Here is a 21,060-nt window from a genome sequence, read left to right on the forward strand (position 1 = left end):
ACCCGGGCGGGGGCTTGCGCGGGAGCTGGAGCGGGGGCCTGCACGAGGGCCGGAACGGGAGCCGGAAGGGGAGTTGTCGCGGGAGCTGGAGCGGGAGCTGTCGCGGGTGGTGCGGGGCCGGGTGGACCTCGGCGTCACCGCCCGCGCCCTCACGACGATGGACGCCTCCAATTACCGCAGGGTGCCGCTCGGCGTGGTCGCCCCGCGCGACGCCGACGACGTGGCGGCGGTCCTCGGCGTCTGCCGGACGTACGGGGTGCCGGTGGTGCCGCGCGGCGGTGGCACCTCGATCGCGGGCCAGGCCACCGGAGCCGGGATCGTGCTCGACTTCACACGCCACATGCGCTCGCTCGTCTCGGTCGACGCCGAGGCCCGAACAGCCGTGGTGCAACCGGGAGTTGTGCTGGACGTCCTGCGGGACGCGGTCGCACCGCACGGCCTCACCTTCGGACCCGACCCCTCGACGCACAGCCGCTGCACGCTCGGCGGGATGATCGGCAACAACGCGTGCGGGGCGCATTCGGTGGCGTGGGGGACGACGGCGGACAACGTCCGCGATCTGGCGGTCGTCGGCGCCGGGGGCGAGCGTCACTGGCTGACGCAGGGCTGGCAGCGATCGACAGCGCCTGTTGGACTGCGCGATTTTGTCATCCGTCAGCTGTCAGCCCTGCGCACCGGCTACCCCCAGGACCTGCCGCGCCGCATCTCCGGCTACGCGATGGACACCCTGCTGCCCGAGCGCGGTTCGGACCTGGCCAGGGCGTTCTGCGGCAGTGAGGGCACGCTCGGCGTGGTCACCGAGGCGACCGTACGCCTGGTGGAAGCTCCGCCCGCCCGCGCCCTGGCCGTGCTCGGCTACGCCGATGAGAGCGCGGCCGCCGAAGCGGCCCCCGCCCTGCTGCCGTACGGCCCGCTGACCGTGGAGGGCATGGCCGCCGATCTCGTACGGGCGCGGGAGCGAGGGCGAGGCGGGGCGGAGCTGCCGCGTGGCGGGGCGTGGCTGTTCGTCGAGGCCGGTGGGTCGACCGGGGCCGAAGCCCGCGCGCGGGCGCGGGAGTTGGCCCGTGCGGGCGGCCCGCTCGACTCCCTCGTAGTGGGCGACCCGGCCGGGATGCGTGCACTGTGGCGGATCCGCGAGGACGCGGCGGGCACCGCGACCCGGCTGCCCGACGGCACCGAGGCGTGGCCCGGCTGGGAGGACTGCGCGGTGCCGCCCGCCCAACTGGGGCCGTACCTGCGGGAGTTCCGGGCGCTCCTGACCTCCTACGGTCTGCACGGCACCCCGTACGGGCACTTCGGCGACGGCTGCATCCACGTCCGCATCGACTTCGACCTGCTCACCCCCGCCGGGATCGGACGCTTCCGCGCGTTCTCCGAGGACCTGGCCGACCTGGTGGTCGCCCACGGCGGGTCGCTGAGCGGCGAGCACGGCGACGGGATGGCGCGGGCGGAGCTGCTGCCCAAGATGTACGGAGCCGAACTGGTGCGCCTCTTCGGTGAGTTCAAGGATCTCTGGGACCCGGACGGAATCCTGAACCCCGGCATCCTGGCCCGCCCCGCGCGGCTCGACGAGAACCTGCGCTTCGAGGTGCTGCCGAGGCGCCCGGTGGACGTGGAGTTCGGCTACCCGGACGACGGCGGCGACTTCTCGGCGGCGGTGCGCCGATGTGTCGGGGTCGCCAAATGCCGTACAGCGGGCGGCAGTTCACAGGACGTGATGTGCCCGTCCTTCCGGGCGACCGGGGAGGAGGAGCATTCGACGCGGGGGCGGGCGCGGTTGCTGCACGAGATGCTGGCGGGCGAGGTGGTCACGGACGGCTGGCGCTCGCGCGAGGTGCGGGACGCGCTCGATCTGTGCCTGTCCTGCAAGGGCTGCCGGAGCGACTGTCCGGTGGGCGTGGACATGGCCACGTACAAGGCGGAGTTCCTGCACCACCACTACGCGGGCCGCCGGCGTCCGGCCGCGCACTACGCCTTGGGCCGGCTCCCCGAGTGGCTGCGGCTCGCCGCGCCCCTGGCCGGTCCGCTCAACGCGGCGGCCCGGGTCCGTCCGCTCGCGGCGCTGGCGAAGCGGGTTGCGGGCATCGCTCCGGAGCGGACGATTCCGCCTTTGGCGCCGCGTACGTTTCTGCGCGGGCTGCGCGGGCTGCGCGGGCTGCGCGGGCTGCGCGGGCTGCGCGGGCTGGGTGGGTGGCGTTCGGCTCCGGGCCGGGCGGCGGTGATCCTGTGGCCGGACACGTTCACCAACCACCTTTCCCCGGAGGTGGGGCGGGCGGCGCTACGCGTACTGGCGGACGCGGGGATCGGGGCGGAGCTTCCGGCGGGACGGGTCTGCTGCGGTCTCACCTATGTGTCCACCGGACAGCTGGACCGCGCGAAGGTGGTGCTGCGCCACACCCTGGACGCGATGGAGCCGTATGTGGGCGCGGGGGGCGGGGCGGGCCGTCCCGTGCTCGTACTGGAGCCGAGCTGTGCGGCCGCCCTGCGCACGGACCTGCCGGAGCTGCTCCCCGACGACCCCCGGGCGGCCCGCCTCGCCGCGTCCGTACGCACCTTCGCCGAGGCGCTGGAGGAGTGCGCGCCCCATTGGAGTCCGCCGCGCCTGGACCGGCCCGTGGGCGGGCAGGCGCACTGCCACCAGCACGCGGTTCTGGGGGATGCCGCCGATCGCCGGCTGCGCGAGAAGGCCGGCCTGGACGGCGAGCTGAGCGGCGGGTGCTGCGGGCTCGCCGGGAACTTCGGGTTCGAGCGGGGGCACTGGGAGGTGTCACTGGCCTGTGCGGAGGACCAGCTGCTCCCCGCGGTACGGGCCGCCGCCCCCGGCACGGAGATCCTGGCCGACGGCTACTCCTGCCGTACGCAGCTGGCCCAGCTGGCGGGCCGTCGGGCGAGGCATCTGGCGGAGGTGCTCGCGGAGGGGCTCGGGACCGGCCCGGACGCCGAGGGGTGAGGGGTACGGGGCGGGGGTGCCGCTTACGCGGCGCGCTTACATTGGATGGAGGGAGTCGTTCCGCTCGCCGTCGAAAAGGTGGTTGCGGCGGGAGGCGTGGGTGCAGAATACTGAATCGCAGAGTCCAGTCCAATGAACTAGCCCTCTGTGGGCTGATTGAGGTGAGTGCCGGTGAATCCGGTCCAGGGTGCGGGTGCGGCGGAGCCGGTCGCGGCGGCCGCCGTTGCCCTACCGGAGGCTGCCGGTGCGCTGAAGGGTCCGGGCCGGGGCGGGCGCCGGGCGGCGTTCGGGCCGGTGGCGCTGGTGGTCGCGGGCGGCATCTCCGTACAGTTCGGCGCCGCCGTGGCCGTGACGCTGATGCCGCGGGCGGGGGCGGCCGGGGTCGTCACATTGCGGCTCGTCGCGGCGGCGGTCGTGCTGATGCTGGTGTGCCGTCCGAAGCTGCGCGGGCATTCGCGGGCGGACTGGGGCACGGTCGTCGCGTTCGGGGTGGCGATGGCGGGCATGAACGGGCTCTTCTACCAGGCCGTCGACCGGATCCCGCTCGGCGTCGCGGTCACCCTTGAGGTGCTCGGCCCGCTGGCGTTGTCGGTGTTCGCGTCCAGGCGCCTGGTGAACGTCCTGTGGGCCGCGCTCGCGCTGGCGGGCGTGGTGCTGCTCGGCGGAGGCGGCTTCCAGAGCCTGGACGCGGTGGGGGCGGCGTACGCGCTCGGGGCGGGGGCGTGCTGGGCGGTGTACATCCTGTTCAGCGCGCGTACGGGCCGGAGGTTCCCGCAGGCCGACGGGCTCGCCCTCGCCATGGCGGTGGCGGCGGTCCTGTTCCTGCCGATCGGCATCGCGCAGGCCGGGGGCAAGCTGCTGGTGCCCTCCACGATGGCGCTGGGCGCGGCCGTGGCGATCCTGTCCTCGGTGCTGCCCTACACCCTGGAACTCCTGGCCCTGCGGCGCCTGCCCGCGTCGACCTTCGCGATCCTGATGAGCCTGGAGCCGGCGATCGCGGCGACGGCGGGCTTCCTCATCCTGAGCCAGGCGCTGTCCTGGCCGCAGGCGCTGGCGATCGGGCTGGTGATCGGGGCGAGCATGGGGGCGGTGCGGACTCAGATTCGGGTGGTTTCGGGTTAGCTCGGGGTGCGGCGGGGTGGCTCCCTTGCCGGAGGGGGTTCTCCGTGGTGGGGTGCGTGGGCTCGGCCCCGGGTGTTTTGCCCATGGGTTCCGGGTCCCCCTGGGGCTCCGCCCCAGACCCCGGGCATCTTGCCCACCCTCCCCCAAGCTCTTAATGAGCAGGGGCCCCCATCCCGTGCGGCGGGTTGGATCAGCTGGCCCCTGGGGCTGTGCCCCAGACCCCCTTGAGGGGCTGCGCCCCTCGGACCCCCGCAGGGGGCTCCGCCTCCTGCACCCCGGTTCGGGCCTGCGCCCCTCGGCCCCCCCGGGTAGGGGCTCCGCCTCCTGCACCCCGGTTCGGGCCTGCGCCCCTCGGCCCCCCCCGGGTAGGGGCTCCGCCTCCTGCACCCCGGTTCGGGGCTCCGCCCCGAGCCCCGCCCCCCAACAAAAGGGCGGGGGCTGCGCCCCCCTGTGGCTCAGCCCCCGCCTGGCCCCGGGTGCGCGGCTCGGCGCGGGCCGGGGCCGTTCGGGCGGTTTTCGGGGGTCAGCTCGCGCCGCCCTGGCCCGCGCTGCCGATGGGGCCGACCTTGACCGGGGTGGCGCCGTTCTCGGTGATGGGGAGCGAGGCCGCGCCCGGCCAGGGCAGGCTGGCCGACTTCGTCTCGCCGGGCGGGGTCACGAGCAGGCCCGTGACGCGGATGCCGGAGCCGCCCGTGTTGTTGGCGGGGTAGCTGAGGGTGAAGTAGACCGACTTGCCGGTCTTGAGCGTGTAGGGAGTGGCCGGTTCGCCCGTCCGCTTGGCGGAGATGTTGCCGTAGTTGGTCTTCAGGTCGACGCCCGCGAATCCGGACACCATGCAGTCGTGGCCGCTGGTGTTCTTGAACCCCACGGCCACGCTGCGATTCTCGTCGCCATCGATCGTGGAGTCCGAGGCCGTGATGTTCAGGTCGTTGGTACGGCACTTGGCCGCCCCCTTGGCGCTCCCGCCGGACCCGCTGGAGCCGGTTCCGGCCGACGTGCCCTTGCCGCCCGTACCGCCCGTGCCCTTGCCGCTGCCCTGGTCCGAGCCCGTACCCGAACCGGTGCTCGCGTTCGCGCCCGCCGAGCTCGAACCGCCGCCCGAGGAGGCCGCGTTGGAGGCTGCGGAGTCGCTCGGCGCGGGGGAGCCGTCGTCGCTCTGGCAGGCCGTGAGCGAGAGGCCCGCGGCAACGGCCAGGGCGGCGAAGGTGAGCTTGCGAACGCGCATCGGTTCTTCCTCAGTATCGGTTGGCTGTACGGGCCGCTCGGGCCGGGTCAGTACCAGCGAGCGCTTGTGCTCAACAGGACCACACGGTCCGGCGAACCGTTCCTCCCGACCGCCGCCTAAGACATTCCTGTTACACGCACAGGCGTCGCACAGGCACCGTTCCCCCTGCTGGTCGCCGCTGCGCGGCCCCGCCGCGGCCCGGGTGGGGCGCTGGTTTCCGCCCGCCCGAGCCGCCAACTCCGCGTCCGGGGCGGCTGGGACAGAGCCGTAACCCGGCCGATCTTGACGATGGGCGGACCGTCCCGTCCGCGGCTGAAAATACATGCAAGCACGCTTGCTTGTTTCCTGACCGGCTGCCATGCTCCGGGACACAGCCGCTGTCCGCTGTCCGCTGTCCGCTGTCCCGGAGGGGAGCGCACCGTGTCCGAACCGGCCGGTCCAACCGACGCCGTGCTAGCCGTACTTGACGACCTGCGGGCCGAGGGGGGCGAACTCGACGCCCTCGTCGGCGAGTTGAGCCCTGCGCAGTGGACCACGCCCACCGCCGCGCCGGGCTGGACCCTCGCCCATCAGATCGCCCACCTCGCGTGGACCGACACCGCCGCCCTGCTCTCCGTCACCGATCCCGACGCCTTCGCCGACGAGGTCGAGAAGGCCGTCGCCTCGCCGGACACCTTCGTCGACGACGGGGCCGAGGCGGGCGCCCTGCTGCCGCCCGCCGAACTGCTCTCCTGGTGGCGGGACAGTCGCGTACAGCTCCAGGACGCGCTGCGGGCGGCTCCCGCGGGGGCGCGGTTTCCCTGGTACGGGCCGCCGATGTCGACCGCGTCGATGGCGACCGGACGCCTGATGGAGACCTGGGCGCACGGCGAGGACGTCTTCGACGCCCTCGGTCGCGCCCGCCGCCCCACCGAGCGGCTCCGCCACGTCGCCCGCATCGGCATCCGCGCCCGCGACTACGCCTTCTCCGTACGGGGGTTGACGCCGCCGGCCGAGGAGTTCCGGATCGAACTCACCGCGCCGGACGGCGAAGGACTGTGGACGTACGGACCGCCGAACGCCCAACAGGGCGTCCGTGGAGATGCGTTGGAGTTCTGCCTCCTCGTCACCCAGCGGCTGCACCGCGACGACACCTCCGTACGCGCCGAGGGTCCGGACGCCGACCGGTGGCTCGACATCGCCCAGGCCTTCGCGGGACCCGCCGGACCCGGCCGGCCGCCCCGGTCGGCCCGGGGCGCCCGATGACCGGGGGCGCGCCCGGCGGGCGAATACTGCGGATCGGCAACGGCTCCGGGTTCTACGGGGACCGGTTCGACGCCCTGCGCGACATGCTGACCGGCGGCCCCCTCGACGTCCTGACCGGTGACTATCTCGCCGAACTCACCCTGCTCATCCTCGGCCGCGACCGCCTGCGCGACCCGCGGCTCGGCTACGCCAAGACGTTCCTGCGGCAGCTGGAGGAGTGCCTCGGGCTCGCCCGTGAGCGCGGGGTGCGGATCGTCACCAACGCCGGCGGGCTCAATCCGTCCGGACTGGCCGACGCGGTGCGGGAGTTGGGCGAGCGCGTGGGCGTGCCGGTACGGGTCGCGCACGTGGAGGGGGACGCGCTGCCGCTGCCCGAGGGGGCGCTGACCGCCAACGCCTACCTCGGCGGGGGCGGGATCGCGGCCTGTCTGCGCGGCGGGGCCGAGGTCGTCGTCACCGGGCGGGTCACGGACGCGGCGCTGGTCACCGGGCCCGCCGCGTGGTGGTTCGACTGGGGGCCCGAGGAGTACGACGCGCTCGCGGGCGCGGTCGTCGCCGGGCACGTCCTGGAGTGCGGTACGCAGGCCACCGGCGGCAACTACGCCTTCTTCGCCGAGGCGCCCCGCCGCGATCTGACCCGTCCCGGCTTCCCCCTCGCCGAGATCCACGCCGACGGCACGTCCGTCATCACCAAGCATCCCGGCACGGGTGGCTTCATCGACACCGGGACGGTCACGGCCCAACTCCTCTACGAGACGTCCGGGGCGCGGTACGCCGGGCCGGACGTCACCACGCGGCTCGACACGGTACGGCTCGACCAGGACGGGCCCGACCGGGTGCGCATCAGCGGGGTGCGGGGCGAGGCGCCGCCGCCCACCCTCAAGGCGGGCATCAGCCGCATCGGCGGCTGGCGCAACGAGGTCGTGTTCGTACTCACCGGGCTCGACATCGAGGCGAAGGCCGAACTGGTGCGGGCGCAGGTCGAGGATGCCTTCGAGCGCGCCAAGTCCCGTCCCGGGACGGTGCGTTGGGAACTGTCCCGTACCGATCGCCCCGACGCTCCGAGCGAGGAGGGCGCGAGTGCGCTGCTGCGGCTCGTCGTGCGGGACGCGGATCCCGAGGCGGTGGGCCGGGTGGTGAGCGGCGCCGCGATCGAGCTGGCGCTGGGCAGCTACCCCGGGTTCCATGTGACGGCCCCGCCGTCGAAGGGGGCGCCGTACGGGGTCTTCGAGGCCGAGTACGTGGACGCGGGGGCGGTCGGGCATGTGGCCGTACTCCCGGACGGAGTGCGGGAGTTGGTGCCACCGGCGTCTCGTACCGCCCCGCTCGGCCCCGTCCCGGAGCCGGCCCTTCCCCCGTTCGACGCCTCGGGGCCCACGCGGCGGGTGCCGTTGGGGGCGGTGGCGGGGGCTCGGAGCGGGGACAAGGGCGGGGACGTGAACGTGGGGGTGTGGGCGCGGTCGGATGCCGCGTGGGCGTGGCTGGCCCATGCGCTCACCGTCGATGCCGTGCGTGAACTACTGCCCGAGGTGCGGGACTTGGCGGTCACCCGGCATGTGCTGCCGAACCTGCGGGCGTTGAACTTCGTGGTGGAGGGGTTGTTGGGGGAGGGGGTCGCTTCGCAGGCGCGGTTCGATCCTCAGGGGAAGGGGGTGGGGGAGTGGTTGCGGGCGCGGGTGGTTGAGGTGCCGGTGGATTTGCTGGGGTGAGAGCCCTCCACCCCACCCCGCCCCTTCCCGAGACCCTCCGGGGGTGGAAAGGACCCTGGGGCTCCGTCCCAGACCCCGTTCGCGCCTCAAGGGCGCTCGTCCTCAATGTCCCCCAAGGCCTTGAGGGCCAGGGGGGCCCGCATGACGGGCTGAAGATGCCCCCGCACCGGTCCTGCCAAGGGGCGCGGGGAACTGCGCGACCAGCCACGCACGGTCCGCAGCCGGTGGGGAATCCGCCCGCCGCAGGCGCCCCACCCACACCTCTCATCCCACCCGCACCCCGCACCCCGCACCTCGCAAACCCACCCCCAAGGAGCCCCATGCCCACCCTCCCCACCACCCTCGACCCCGCCGCCCCCGAATTCCGGCAGGCCGCCGTCGCCATGCGCGGCAAGCTCGCCGAATTGGAGGGGGAGCATGCCAAGGCCCTCGCGGGGGGCGGTGAGAAGTACACCGAGCGGCACCGGCGGCGCGGCAAGCTGCTGCCCCGCGAGCGCATCGAGCTGCTGCTCGACGAGGACACCCCCTTCCTGGAGCTGTCCCCGCTCGCGGCCTGGGGCAGCGACTATCCCGTGGGCGCCTCGATGGTCACCGGCATCGGCACCGTGGCCGGCGTCGAGTGCCTGATCACCGCGAACGACCCGACCGTCCGCGGCGGCGCCTCCAACCCCTGGACGCTCAAGAAGGCCCTGCGCGCCAACGAGATCGCGTACACCAACCGCCTGCCGTGCATCAGCCTCGTCGAGTCCGGCGGCGCCGACCTCCCCTCGCAGAAGGAGATCTTCATCCCGGGTGGTGCGATCTTCCGGGACATCACCCGGCTGTCCGCCGCCGGCATCCCGACCATCGCCGTCGTCTTCGGCAATTCCACGGCCGGCGGGGCGTACATCCCCGGCATGTCCGACCACACCGTGATGATCCGCGAGCGGAGCAAGGTGTTCCTCGGCGGGCCGCCGCTGGTCAAGATGGCGACCGGTGAGGAGAGCGACGACGAGTCGCTCGGCGGCGCCGAGATGCACGCCCGTACCTCCGGGCTCGCCGACCACTTCGCCGTCGACGAGCACGACGCGATCCGCCAGGCCCGTCGTATCGTCGCCCGCCTCAACCACCGCAAGGCGCACCCGGATCCGGCCGGGCTCGCCGAGCCGCCCGAGTACGACGAGGAGGAGCTGCTCGGGATCGTTCCCGAGGACCTGAAGACCCCCTTCGACCCGCGCGAGGTCATCGCCCGCATCGTGGACGGTTCGGACTTCGACGAGTTCAAGCCCTTGTACGGGACGAGCCTGGTGACCGGCTGGGCCGAGCTGCACGGCTATCCCGTCGGCATCCTCGCCAACGCGCAGGGCGTGCTGTTCTCCGCCGAGTCGCAGAAGGCCGCCCAGTTCATCCAGCTCGCCAACCAGCGTGACATCCCGCTCCTGTTCCTGCACAACACCACCGGCTACATGGTCGGCAGGGAGTACGAGCAGGGCGGCATCATCAAGCACGGCGCGATGATGATCAACGCGGTGTCCAACTCCAAGGTGCCGCATCTGTCCGTGCTGATCGGCGCCTCGTACGGGGCCGGCCACTACGGGATGTGCGGGCGGGCCTACGAGCCGCGCTTCCTGTTCGCCTGGCCCAGCGCCAAGTCCGCCGTGATGGGGCCCCAGCAGCTCGCGGGCGTCCTGTCGATCGTGGCGCGGGCCTCCGCGCAGGCCAAGGGGCAGCCGTACGACGACGAGGCGGACGCCGCTCTGCGCGCGATGGTGGAGCAGCAGATCGAGGCCGAGTCGCTGCCGATGTTCCTGTCCGGGCGGCTGTACGACGACGGGGTCATCGATCCCCGTGACACCAGGACCGTGCTGGGCCTGTGCCTGTCCGCGATCCACACCGCTCCCGTCGAAGGCGCCCGCGGCGGCTTCGGCATCTTCCGGATGTGAGGGCCATGAGCGAGAAGTCCGGGGCCGTGACCGATCCGTCGCGGACCATGATCGAGTCAGTACTCGTCGCCAACCGGGGCGAGATAGCCTGCCGCGTCTTCCGCACCTGCCGTGACCTGGGCATGGCGACCGTCGCCGTCTTCTCGGACGCCGACGCGGGCGCCCTGCACGTACGGGAGGCGGACACGGCCGTACGGCTGCCGGGGGCCGCGCCCGCCGAGACCTATCTGCGCGGCGACCTCATCGTGAAGGCCGCACTCGCCGCCGGCGCCGACGCGGTGCACCCGGGGTACGGCTTCCTCTCCGAGAACGCCGACTTCGCGCGGGCGGTCATCGGCGCCGGGCTCGTCTGGATCGGGCCGCCGCCCGAGGCCATCGAGGCGATGGCGTCCAAGACCCGCGCCAAGGAACTCATGGGTCTGCCGCCCCTGGACCTCGCCGACGTCACCGAGGCCGACCTCCCGCTGCTCATCAAGGCCACGGCGGGCGGCGGCGGCCGCGGCATGCGCGTGGTGCGCCAACTGACGGAACTGGAAGGCGAGTTGACGGCCGCCCGGGCCGAGGCGCTCGGTGCGTTCGGCGACGGGGACGTGTTCGTCGAGCCGTACATCGAGGGCGGGCGCCATGTCGAGGTGCAGATCCTCGCCGACGCCCACGGCACGATCTGGGTCCTCGGCACCCGCGACTGCTCCCTCCAGCGCCGCCACCAGAAGGTCATCGAGGAGGCTCCGGCGCCCGGGCTCGGCCCGGAACTGACCGACGAGCTGTACGCCCTGGCCGTACGGGCCGCGAAGGCCACCGAGTACCGGGGGGCCGGGACCGTGGAGTTCCTGGTCGCGGACGGCAGGGCCCACTTCCTGGAGATGAACACCCGCCTCCAGGTCGAACACCCCGTCACGGAGGCCGTGTTCGGCGTCGATCTGGTCGCCCTCCAGCTCCGCGTCGCCGAGGGCGCCGCCCTCGCGGCCACCCCGCCCGCCCCGCACGGCCACGCCATCGAGGCCCGCCTGTACGCCGAGGATCCGGCCGCCGACTGGGCGCCCCAGACCGGCACCATCCATCAACTGGCTGTCGACGGAGCCCGGTTGGACCAGGGATATGCGGCCGGGGACACCGTCGGCGTGCACTACGACCCCATGCTCGCCAAGGCGGTCGTCCACGCCCCCACCCGCGCCGAAGCCGCCCGGAAGCTGGCCCGCGCCCTGGAACGTGCCCGCATCCACGGTCCGGTCACCAACCGCGACCTGCTCGTACGCTCCCTGCGCCACTCCGACTTCGCGGACCTCGCGGGCCACCCCGGCTCCGCGGACCCCGCAGGCCGGCCCGGCGGTGCCGGTCTCGACGCGGCCCGCCTGGACACCGGCTTCTACGACCGCAACCTTCCCGGGCTCACCGCCCCGCTGCCCGGTGCGCCGTACGCGGCCCTCGCCGCGGCGCTGGCGGACGCGGCGGCGCGGGGCGGCCGGTTCGGTGGCGGCTGGCGCAATGTGCCGTCGCAGCCGCAGGTCAAACGGTACGGCGACCATGAGGTCCGCTACCGCCTCACCCGCCGCGGCCTCGAAGCCGACGCCCATCCGCGGGTCCGCCTCGACGCGGCCGCACCCGACCGCGTACGCCTCGAAATCAACGGCGTGACACGGGAGTTCGCCGTATCGAGGTACGGCGACACGGTCTACGTCGACACCGCGTCGGGATGCCACACCCTCACAGCCCACCCGCGTTTCACCGACCCCAGCGACCTGGTCGCCCCCGGCTCGCTGCTCGCCCCCATGCCGGGGGTCGTCGTGCGGGTCGCCGACGGGGTCGAGGAGGGCTGCCGCGTCCACGCGGGACAGCCGCTGCTCTGGCTGGAGGCCATGAAGATGGAGCACCGCGTCGTCGCTCCGGCCTCCGGCACGCTCACCGCGCTCCACGCCGCACCCGGCCGCCAGGTCGAGGTCGGTGCCCTGCTCGCCGTTGTCGCATCGGAGGACGAAGAAGCATGAGCGGTGTCATCGAAAGCCAGGAGAACAAGGACCTGCGGGCGGCCGTCGCCGCGCTCGGCGCCCGGCACGGGCGCGGCTTCGACCGCGCGGCCCTGTGGTCGGAGGCCGCCAAGCTCGGCTACCTCGGCGTCAACCTGCCCGAGGCGTACGGCGGCGGGGGCGGCGGCATGGCCGAACTGTCCATCGTGCTCGAAGAGTTGGGCTCGGCCGGCTGTCCGCTCCTGATGATGGTGGTCTCGCCCGCCATCTGCGGCACGGTCATCGCCCGCTTCGGCACCGAGGAGCAGAAGCGGGCCTGGCTGCCGGGCCTCGCCGACGGCACGCTCACCATGGCGTTCGGCATCACCGAGCCCGACGCCGGCTCCAACTCGCACCGCATCACCACCACCGCCCGGCGCGACGGCGACGGCTGGATCCTGAACGGCCGCAAGGTCTTCATCTCCGGCGTCGACATAGCGGACGCGACCCTCATCGTCGGCCGCACCGAAGACGCACGCACCGGCAGCCTCAAGCCCTGTCTCTTCATCGTCCCGCGCGACACCCCGGGCTTCCAGCGCTCACGGATCGACATGGAACTCCACGCGGCGGAGAAGCAGTTCGAGCTGGTCCTCGACGATGTGCGGCTGCCCGCCGAGTCCCTCGTCGGCGACGAGGACGCGGGCCTGCTCCAGCTGTTCGCGGGACTCAACCCCGAGCGGATCATGACGGCCGCGTTCGCGATCGGCATGGGCCGCTACGCGCTGGCCAAGGCCGTCGACTACGCCACGACCCGGCAGGTGTGGAAGCTGCCCATCGGCGGCCACCAGGCCATCGCCCACCCGCTCGCCCAGGCGCACATCGAGCTGGAGCTGGCCCGTCTGATGATGCAGAAGGCGGCCGCGCTGTACGACGCGGGCGACGACATCGGGGCCGGAGAGGCCGCCAACATGGCCAAGTACGCGGCCGCCGAGGCCTGTGTGAAGGCCGTCGACCAGGCCGTCCACACCCTCGGCGGCAACGGCCTGACCCGCGAGTACGGGCTCGCCTCGCTCATCACGGCCGCCCGGGTGGCCAGGATCGCGCCGGTCAGCCGCGAAATGATCCTCAACTACGTCTCCCACCAGTCCCTGGGTCTGCCCAAGTCGTACTAGCCACCTGCGGGGTGCGTGCCGTCCCCGAGTCTCGACAAGTCCGCCCAGCCGTACTAGGAGACCCCTCCATGGACTCCCCTGCCGTTCCCGCGCCCAGCGCGCCCCGCGTCTTCCGCAGCGAGTACGCCGATGTCGCCGTCGTCGACGAGCCCATCCACGAAGCGGTCCTCACCCGCTCGACCGCCGCCCACGCCGACACCGCCGCCCTCGTCGACGCGGCGGACCCGAGCGGCGCGACCACCGTCACCTATGGCCAACTCGACGTCTGGCACCGCGGGTTGGCGGGCGCCCTTGTGGCGTCCGGGCTACGCAAGGGCGATGTCCTCGCCCTGCACAGCCCCAACTCGGTCCTCTATCCGGTGGTGTTCTACGGGGCGACCCGGGCCGGGGCCGCCGTCACCACCGTCCATCCGCTCAGCACGCCCGAGGAGTTCGCCAAGCAGCTCGGCGACTGTTCGGCGCGCTGGATCGTGACCGTCTCCCCGCTCCTGGAGACCGCCCGCCGCGCAGCCGAACTCGTCGGCGGCATACGGGAGATATTCGTCTGCGACCGCGCCGAGGGCCACCGCTCCGTCGTCCACGACCTGCTGAACACCGACGCCGCCGAGCCGGCCGTCGCCTTCGACCCGGCCGAGGACATCGCCGTGCTGCCGTACTCGTCGGGCACCACCGGCGTCCCCAAGGGCGTCATGCTGACCCACCGCAACATCGCCACCAACCTCGCCCAGCTCCACCCGCTGGTCCCGATGGTGCCGGGCGACCGCATCCTGGCGGTCCTGCCGTTCTTCCACATCTACGGCATGACCGCGCTCATGAACGCGCCGCTGCGCTGCGGCGCCACCGTCGTGGTGCTGCCCCGCTTCGACCTCGACCAGTTCCTCGGCGCCATCGAGAAGCACCGCATCACCGGCCTGTACGTCGCCCCGCCCGTGGTGCTCGCCCTGGCCAAGCATCCGGCGGTCGCGCAGTACGACCTGTCGTCCCTGGAGTACATCGTCAGCGCCGCGGCCCCGCTCGACTCCCGCCTTGCGGCGGCCTGTTCGGCCCGGCTGGGGCTGCCGCCGGTGCGCCAGGCCTACGGCATGACCGAGCTGTCGCCCGGCACCCACACCGTCCCGCTGGCCGCCCGCAACCCCCCGCCCGGCGCGGTCGGCAAGCTCCTGCCGTCCACCGAGATGCGCATCCTGCGCCTGGACGACCCGGCCCGCGACGCCGGGCCCGGCGAGGAGGGCGAGGTCGCGATCCGCGGCCCCCAGGTCATGAAGGGCTACCTCGGCCGGCCCGGGGAGACCGCCGGCATGATCGACGCGGACGGCTGGGTGCACACCGGCGATGTCGGCCGCGTGGACGAGGACGGCTGGCTGTACGTCGTCGACCGGGTCAAGGAACTCATCAAGTACAAGGGCTTCCAAGTGGCCCCCGCCGACCTGGAGGCGCTCCTGCTCACCCACCCCGCCATAGCGGACGCGGCCGTCATCGGCGTGTACGACGCGGACGGCAACGAGGTGCCCAAGGCCTTCGTCGTCCGCCAGGCGGGGGCGCCCGACCTGGACGCGGACGAGGTGACGGCGTACGTCGCCGAACGCGTCGCCCCGTACAAGAAGATCCGCCGGGTGGAGTTCGTCGCGACCGTGCCCCGGGCCGCGTCCGGCAAGATCCTGCGGCGGGAACTGCGGCAGCGCGAGAAGGACCGGGCAGGATTGGAGAGCATGAACGGACAGGTGGAGGCGGACGTGGAGCCACGGAGCGCACCGGACGTGGGCCGGCGGGAGGGGCGGGCATGACGGGGCCGACACTCATCAGGGAGGCCCACGAGCGGGGGATCGCCACCCTCACCCTGGACTCTCCCGCCAACCGCAACGCCCTGTCGGCGGCCCTGGTGGCCGAGCTCGGCACGGCCCTCGCGCGCTGCGCGGGCGATCCGGGCGTACGGGCCGTGCTGCTCACCCACACCGGCAACACCTTCTGCGCGGGCGCCGACCTGAAGGCCCCGCCGGACCCGGAAGCCTTCGTCGCCCTGATGCGTACGGTGGTGGAGCTGCGCAAACCGGTCGTGGCGCGGGTGACGGGACATGTCCGCGCGGGCGGCCTCGGCCTGCTCGCGGCCTGCGACATCGCGGTCGCCGGGCCCGGCTCCTCGTACGCGTTCACCGAGGCGCGGCTCGGCCTCGCCCCGGCGGTGATCTCGATGCCGGTGCTGCCCCGCATGGACCCGCGCGCGGCGAGCCGCTACTACCTCACGGGTGAGCGGTTCGACGCGGCGGAGGCGGCCCGCACCGGGCTGGTGACCCTGGCCGCCGACGACGTGGACGCGGCCCTCGAACCGGTCCTCGACGGGCTGCGCCGGTCCTCGCCCGAGGGCCTGGCCGCGTCGAAGGCTCTGGTCGCGGCTACCGTGTCGGAGACCTTCGACCGCTGGTCGAAGGAGCTGACCGCGCGCTCGGCGTCCCTCTTCGCCTCCGCAGAGGCGCGGGAGGGAGTGACGGCCTTCCTCGAACGACGGGACCCCGCATGGGTGTTGTGACCCCACCGAAGACCCCGAAGCAGGACCGCAGCCGGGCCACCCGGCAGCGCCTGCTGGAAGCCGCGGTGTCGTGTCTGGCCGAGCACGGCTGGGCGGGCTCGACGGTGTCCGTGGTCGCCGAGCGGGCCGGGGTCTCGCGGGGCGCGGCCCAGCACCACTTCCCGACCCGGGAGGACCTGTTCACGGCGGCGGTCGAATACGTCGCCGAGCAACGCTCCTTCGCGCTGCGGGCGTTGGACCGGAGCGACCGGCGGGAGGTCGTGGCCGGGCTCGTCGGCCTGTACACGGGCCCGCTGTTCCGGGCCGCGCTGCACCTGTGGGTGGCGGCCGCCAACGAGCCGCAGCTGCACGCGCGGGTGACCGACCTGGAGGCGAAGGTGGGCCGCGAATCGCACCGCATCGCCGTGGAACTCCTGGGCGCCGACGAGTCGGTGCCGGGCGTACGCGAGACGGTGCAGGGCTTCCTCGACATGGCCCGGGGCCTCGGCCTCGCGAATCTGCTCACCGACGACGCGGCCCGCCGGGAGCGGGTGGTGGCCCAGTGGGCGGTGCTGCTGGACGAGGCGCTGGCCTGATACCGCGGTGCTGCTCGACGAGGCGCCGGTCCGACACGGCGAACGGCCGGCCCCGGGTGACCCGGGACCGGCCGTCGTTCAGGCTGGTGGTGCTCAGCCGTTGCCCACACCGTTGCCGGAGAGGACCGGGATGCTGTCCAGGATGTGCGACAGCGGCTCGTCGCCCTTGGCCTGGGTCGAGTTCTCGGTGCACTGCTGGTTCTGCGGGGCCGAGAGGATCGGCACGTCCTGGAGAACGGTGACCGGCACCAGGCCGACGAGGGAGGCCAGGTTGGCCTTGACCGGGACGCCGGCGCAGAGCTTGTTCAGGGAACCCGAGACCAGGGTCATCTGGGGGCTCATGTCGCCCTCGGTCTTCGCGTTGCCGAAGGCCTGCTCGCTGCCGTTGCCGCTGAGCGACGTCGTACCGGCGTCGTCCCCGATCGCCATCGCCTGCGGCGCGGCCATCATCGCGACACCGGAAACGGCTGCGGCGACGGCTGCGGCCGACCACAACTTCTGCATGTCTACTCCTGTTGGTCTGATTCCACTGACGGGGATCTGTGAAGAGAAACGGAAAGAATCTCTTTAAGTTGCGCCCTGTCCCCCGGACAGAGCATTGCGGAATTCAAATCCGCTCGGCCGTGGTATTAGGCAGTCACCACGACCGATGGTGAGGAAACATGACTGAGACGCAGGGTGCCTGGCGCCGGCAGACTTTCATCCCGATCACCCGTCGACGATTCGAGAGCGAGGCGGCGGCCGAACCCCTCTACGCGGAACTGGTGCGTTCCTGGGCCGCACAAGGGCGTACGGTGCCCGGCCGTCCCGACTGGGAATGGAACGAACTGGTCAACGGTTCCTGCTGGCCGGCGTGAAATCAGGGCCGAATTGTTCGGCCTGCCGCCCGGAGTCAGGTAATGCCAAGCAAGTCCAAGCAAGGCAAAAGGCCGGATCGCCGGAATTCACCGGCGATCCGGCCGTTGGAAATCAGGGTGCCGGACCACCGAAGGGATTGACAGCGGTCCGGCTGTCCTGGGAACCCTGGTCTCAGTGGTTCGCGGCGCCGTTGCCGGAGAGCACCGGGATGTTGTCCAGGATGTGCGAGAGCGGCTCGTCGCCCTTGGCCTGGGTCGAGTTCTCGGTGCACTGCTGGGTCTGCGGCGCGGAGAGGATCGGCACGTCCTGGAGCACGGTGACCGGCACGAGACCCACGAGGGAGGCCAGGTTCGCCTTGGCCGGCAGGGCGATGCAGGGCTTGTTGAACGAGCCCTGGATCAGACCGATCTGCGGGCTCATGTTGCCGTACGTGGAGGAGTTCCCGTACGCCTGCATCGCGCCGTTGCCGCTGACAGAACTGGTGCCGCCGTCATTTCCGATCGCCATCGCCTGCGGCGCCATCGCCGCGGTTGCGCCGACGACGGACACGCCGACGGCTGCTGCCGCCATAGCCTTCTTGATCACGGTGGTCCCTTTCTGGTGGATGCCCCGTACGGAGCCACCTGCCCAACCGGTCCCATGGTGTTTTGGTTTCTGCCGTTCACTCTTTCGGCCGTACGAAAATGCGACCTTCCGGGTTCCTGTGGCGATTCCGGGCTGGGATTATATGGAGAACCGACCGCAACTTTACGGCGTTGTGTTCGGGATGGCGTTCGGGGCATTGTTCGGCATCCTGACGCCTCTTGGGGAACCGTTCGGGTGAAGCGCCGGAACCAAACCAGTGCGGCGAAGTTGACCAGGCAGTAGTACGGCGCAGTGGAATAAGAGCGCGGTACTGCACGTGCTCTCCACCAAGAAAAGGGAAGACCATGCTCAAGAAGGTTATGGCCGCGTCCGCTGCCACCGTTTCGCTCGTCGGCGCCTCCGCCATGCTGGCCGCCCCGGCCATGGCCATCGGCGACCACGGCGGCACGACCTCGCTCAGCGGCAACGGCGCGAAGCAGGCCTTCGGCAACTCGAAGACCGACGGCGACATGAGCCCCCAGCTGTCCCTGGTCCAGGGCACGCTGAACAAGCCCTGCCTCGGTGTTCCGGTCAAGGCCAACCTCGCGTCCCTCGTCGGCCTGGTGCCGGTCACCGTGCTCCAGGACGTGCCGGTCCTCTCGGCCCCGCAGAACCAGCAGTGCACCGAGAACTCGACGCAGGCCAAGGGCGACGAGCCGCTGTCGCACATCCTGGACCAGATCCCGGTCCTGTCCGGCAACGGTGCCGCGAACGGCTGAGCTCGTACGTAGCCGCTCGGGCTGCCGCGGTCCCTTTCGGGGGGCCGGGGTGGCCCGAGTTTTTTGTGCCCCGCACGTTTCGGCGAATCCCCGAATCGGGGAAAGCGCGTAAGCGTGCAAGGCGTTGCCTCAGTGCAAGGCGTTACCTCCTGCCATTTGGGTGAGTAACCCGGCAGGGCACTTCCCCTTCGGTTTCCTTTGACTGGATCAGTCGTTACCACGTTGTCAGCGGCTCCTTGGGCGAAAGCTCTGGCAACGCGCCGTGAGCAACGACTGGTTGCGCGACTTTTTGACTGAGGGAAGGAAACCCACGTGAAGTACATGAAGGCTGCGACGGTTCTGACCGGTCTGGTCATCGCCGCGGGTGGCGCGGCCGCCCCGGCGTTCGCGGACGCCGGCGCCGAGGGTGCGGCCGTCGGCAGCCCCGGTGTCCTGTCGGGCAACCTGCTCCAGGTCCCCGTCCACGTGCCGATCAACCTGTGCGGCAACACCGTCAACGTGATTGCGCTGCTGAACCCGGCGTTCGGCAACACCTGCATCAACAAGTGATGTAGCACCAGGACTCTCCACTCCGATTTTGGGGCGTGCCCTCCGCACGCCCCAAAATCGGTTTTCTCCGTTTTCCCTCAGCTTTTCCCTGCGACACGGAAGACAGCCCATTGCGCCAGGTCATCAGCAAGACCCTGTTCACTGCCGTGGCAGCCACGAGTGTCCTTTCCATGAGCGGCGGTTACGCCCAGGCCGCCACCACGGAGGGCGAGACCACGGGCTCGCCGGGCCTGCTGTCGGGAAACTCGATCTCGGCGCCGGTGGAAGTCCCGGTCCAGGCGTGCGGGAACTCCGTCGATCCCGTGGGAGCGCTCAACCCGTCCTTCGGCAACCACTGCGAGACGGTGTCGCCGGCCGTGGAGAGCCCGGCGGAACGCGCCGCGGACGCGGTGGCCGACCGCGCGGGCGAGGACGGGGGCGGCTACGGCGGTCCGTACGGGGGCTCGTACGGCGGCCCGGCTCCGGACGGCGGCTCGCACGGAGCGGAGTACGGGTCCGGGTCCGGGTACGGAGAAGGAGGCGAGTACGGGTACGGGCGCGGCTACGGGCAGGGGGCCGCCAGTCAGGCGAGTTCCGTGACGAGCGGCTCGCCGGGCGTGCTGACGGGGAACTCCGCGGGGGCGCCGGTCGATGCGCCGGTCCAGGCCTGCGGGGACACGGCGACCGGCGCGGGTCTGCTGAACCCGGCGATGGGCGGCCGCTGCCACTCCGGCCCCGCCGCGCCCCAGCCCCCGGCCCGCGCCCACCACGCACCGCGGCCCCACCAGGTTCCGCGGGGCCCCCAGGCTCCGCCGGCCCACCACAATCCGTCGGCCCACCACACTCCGGCCGTGCATCAGGCGCCGCCGCCCCGCCATGCGGCCCCGGTCCACGAGGCGCCGCCGGTCCGTCATGCGGCCCCGGTCCGCGAGGCGCCGCCGGTGCATCACGCGCCCCCGGTGCATGCGGCTCCGCCAGTCCGTCACGTACCTCCGGTTCATGCGGCTCCGCCGGTGCATCACGCGCCGCCGGTGAAGCAGGCTCCGCCCGTGCATCACGCCCCGCCGGTGGAACAGGCTCCACCTGCGCAGGCGGCCCCGCCGGTCCATCACGCGCCGCCGGTGAAGCACGCGCCTCCGGCGCATGCGGCCCCGCCGGTCCGTCACGCCCCGCCGGTGCACCACGCGCCGCCGGTTCACGCGGCCCCGCCGGTGCACCACGCGCCGCCGGTTCACGAGGCGCCGCCGGTCCACCACGCACCCCCGGTGCATGCGGCTCCACCGGTGCATCACGCGCCGCCGGTTCACGAGGCGCCGCCGGTGCATCACGCGCCGCCGGTTCACGAGGCGCCGCCGGTGCATCACGCGCCTCCGGTTCACGCGGCCCCGCCGGTGCACCATGCGCCTCCGGTTCACGAAGCGCCGCCGGTGCATCACGCACCCCCGGTCCACGAGGCCCCGCCCGTGGACCACGCGCCGCCGGTCCACGAGGCCCCGCCGGTCCACCACGCACCCCCGGTCCACGCGGCCCCGCCCGTGCACCACGCACCCCCGGTCGACGAGGCACCCCCCATCCACCACGCACCCCCCGCCCACCACCAGCACCCCGTGCAGCAAGTGCAGCCCGCTCCGGTCGGCGAGCACTTCGCGGCTCGTGTTGTCGCGCCGCCTGCTGCCGCGCACAGGGCGGGTGGGCCGGAGCTGGCCGCTACCGGGGCCGGGGACGGCGCCGGGCTGATGGCGGCCGGGGCGGGGGCCGCTGGGCTCGTGTTGGGGGGAGGGGTGCTCTACCGGCGCGGTAGGGCGATGGCCCGGGCCTGACTTCGAGGCGTCCGCCAGGACCCCCACCCGCGGCAAGTGACGGCCGAGGGCTCGGGGTGGGGGCCGGGCGGGGACAGTTCAACTGCCATGTAGGGCAGTGCTGTTGAGGGATTGATCGTAGATG

General features: G+C 72.5%; 17 protein-coding genes and 1 pseudogene. 15 read left to right on the plus strand and 3 right to left on the minus strand.

Annotation, left to right across the window (positions count from 1 at the left end; genetic code table 11):
• The first annotated feature begins 73 nt into the window (after window positions 1–73).
• Window positions 74–2,950, plus strand: coding sequence for an FAD-binding and (Fe-S)-binding domain-containing protein (locus tag CG740_RS06145; RefSeq protein ID WP_442802805.1), 2,877 nt, complete (start codon window positions 74–76; stop codon window positions 2,948–2,950).
• A gap of 171 nt (window positions 2,951–3,121) precedes the next feature.
• Window positions 3,122–4,072, plus strand: a complete 951-nt coding sequence (locus tag CG740_RS06150) for an EamA family transporter (RefSeq protein ID WP_100573916.1) — start codon at window positions 3,122–3,124, stop codon at window positions 4,070–4,072.
• A gap of 523 nt (window positions 4,073–4,595) precedes the next feature.
• Here CG740_RS06150 and CG740_RS06155 read toward each other — a convergent pair.
• Entirely contained in the window at window positions 4,596–5,297 is a 702-nt protein-coding gene (locus tag CG740_RS06155; protein ID WP_100573917.1) for a DUF4232 domain-containing protein, read from the minus strand.
• Between the two features lie 420 nt (window positions 5,298–5,717).
• Here CG740_RS06155 and CG740_RS06160 point away from each other — a divergent pair, with 420 nt between their 5' ends.
• From CG740_RS06160 to CG740_RS06195, 8 genes are all read left to right on the plus strand, one after another.
• Window positions 5,718–6,542, plus strand: coding sequence for a TIGR03084 family metal-binding protein (locus CG740_RS06160; RefSeq protein ID WP_442802806.1), 825 nt, complete (start codon window positions 5,718–5,720; stop codon window positions 6,540–6,542).
• Window positions 6,539–8,251, plus strand: a complete 1,713-nt coding sequence (locus tag CG740_RS06165; RefSeq protein ID WP_100573919.1) for an acyclic terpene utilization AtuA family protein — start codon at window positions 6,539–6,541, stop codon at window positions 8,249–8,251. Before CG740_RS06160 ends, CG740_RS06165 begins: the two co-directional genes overlap by 4 nt.
• Before the next feature lie 320 nt (window positions 8,252–8,571).
• Window positions 8,572–10,173 (plus strand): acyl-CoA carboxylase subunit beta, encoded by a 1,602-nt coding sequence (locus CG740_RS06170; RefSeq protein WP_100573920.1) that lies wholly within the window; start codon window positions 8,572–8,574, stop codon window positions 10,171–10,173.
• Window positions 10,174–10,220: 47 nt separating this feature from the next.
• Window positions 10,221–12,158 (plus strand): acetyl/propionyl/methylcrotonyl-CoA carboxylase subunit alpha, encoded by a 1,938-nt coding sequence (locus tag CG740_RS06175; RefSeq protein ID WP_100574268.1) that lies wholly within the window; start codon window positions 10,221–10,223, stop codon window positions 12,156–12,158.
• Entirely contained in the window at window positions 12,155–13,288 is a 1,134-nt protein-coding gene (locus tag CG740_RS06180; RefSeq protein WP_100573921.1) for an acyl-CoA dehydrogenase family protein, read from the plus strand. Before CG740_RS06175 ends, CG740_RS06180 begins: the two co-directional genes overlap by 4 nt.
• Window positions 13,289–13,356: 68 nt before the next feature.
• On the plus strand, window positions 13,357–15,072 hold the full coding sequence (locus CG740_RS06185) for a 4-coumarate--CoA ligase family protein (protein WP_100573922.1): 1,716 nt from the start codon (window positions 13,357–13,359) through the stop codon (window positions 15,070–15,072).
• Complete coding sequence (locus tag CG740_RS06190) at window positions 15,069–15,812, plus strand: enoyl-CoA hydratase family protein (protein ID WP_100573923.1); 744 nt, start codon at window positions 15,069–15,071, stop codon at window positions 15,810–15,812. Before CG740_RS06185 ends, CG740_RS06190 begins: the two co-directional genes overlap by 4 nt.
• Window positions 15,800–16,387, plus strand: a complete 588-nt coding sequence (locus CG740_RS06195; RefSeq protein WP_100573924.1) for a TetR/AcrR family transcriptional regulator — start codon at window positions 15,800–15,802, stop codon at window positions 16,385–16,387. Before CG740_RS06190 ends, CG740_RS06195 begins: the two co-directional genes overlap by 13 nt.
• A gap of 93 nt (window positions 16,388–16,480) precedes the next feature.
• Here CG740_RS06195 and CG740_RS06200 read toward each other — a convergent pair whose 3' ends face one another.
• Window positions 16,481–16,891: a rodlin gene (locus CG740_RS06200; RefSeq protein ID WP_100573925.1), complete on the minus strand. Its 411-nt coding sequence runs from the start codon at window positions 16,889–16,891 to the stop codon at window positions 16,481–16,483.
• A gap of 158 nt (window positions 16,892–17,049) precedes the next feature.
• On the opposite strand from CG740_RS06200, the gene CG740_RS06205 reads away from it, so the two are divergent.
• A complete protein-coding gene (locus CG740_RS06205; RefSeq protein WP_100573926.1) occupies window positions 17,050–17,244 on the plus strand; it encodes a hypothetical protein in 195 nt (64 codons plus the stop codon).
• 172 nt (window positions 17,245–17,416) lie between these two features.
• On the opposite strand, the gene CG740_RS06210 is transcribed toward CG740_RS06205, so the two are convergent.
• A complete protein-coding gene (locus tag CG740_RS06210) occupies window positions 17,417–17,830 on the minus strand; it encodes a rodlin (RefSeq protein ID WP_100573927.1) in 414 nt (137 codons plus the stop codon).
• 344 nt (window positions 17,831–18,174) lie between these two features.
• Here CG740_RS06210 and CG740_RS06215 point away from each other — a divergent pair, with 344 nt between their 5' ends.
• The 4 genes and pseudogenes from CG740_RS06215 to CG740_RS40785 all read left to right on the plus strand — a co-directional run bounded on the left by CG740_RS06215 (window position 18,175) and on the right by CG740_RS40785 (window position 20,936).
• The gene (locus CG740_RS06215) at window positions 18,175–18,588 is read left to right on the plus strand and encodes a rodlin (protein ID WP_100573928.1); all 414 of its coding nucleotides are present in this window, start codon (window positions 18,175–18,177) and stop codon (window positions 18,586–18,588) included.
• 321 nt (window positions 18,589–18,909) lie between these two features.
• On the plus strand, window positions 18,910–19,137 hold the full coding sequence (locus tag CG740_RS06220; protein WP_100574269.1) for a chaplin: 228 nt from the start codon (window positions 18,910–18,912) through the stop codon (window positions 19,135–19,137).
• 170 nt (window positions 19,138–19,307) lie between these two features.
• Window positions 19,308–19,832, plus strand: a pseudogene (locus tag CG740_RS41840) (chaplin); the annotation flags it as partial.
• A 711-nt stretch (window positions 19,833–20,543) separates the two neighbouring features.
• Window positions 20,544–20,936: a hypothetical protein gene (locus CG740_RS40785; RefSeq protein WP_234376146.1), complete on the plus strand. Its 393-nt coding sequence runs from the start codon at window positions 20,544–20,546 to the stop codon at window positions 20,934–20,936.
• The last annotated feature ends 124 nt before the right edge of the window (window positions 20,937–21,060 follow it).

This window comes from Streptomyces sp. CB01201 (genome assembly GCF_002803085.1).
GTDB lineage: Bacteria > Actinomycetota > Actinomycetes > Streptomycetales > Streptomycetaceae > Streptomyces > Streptomyces hundungensis.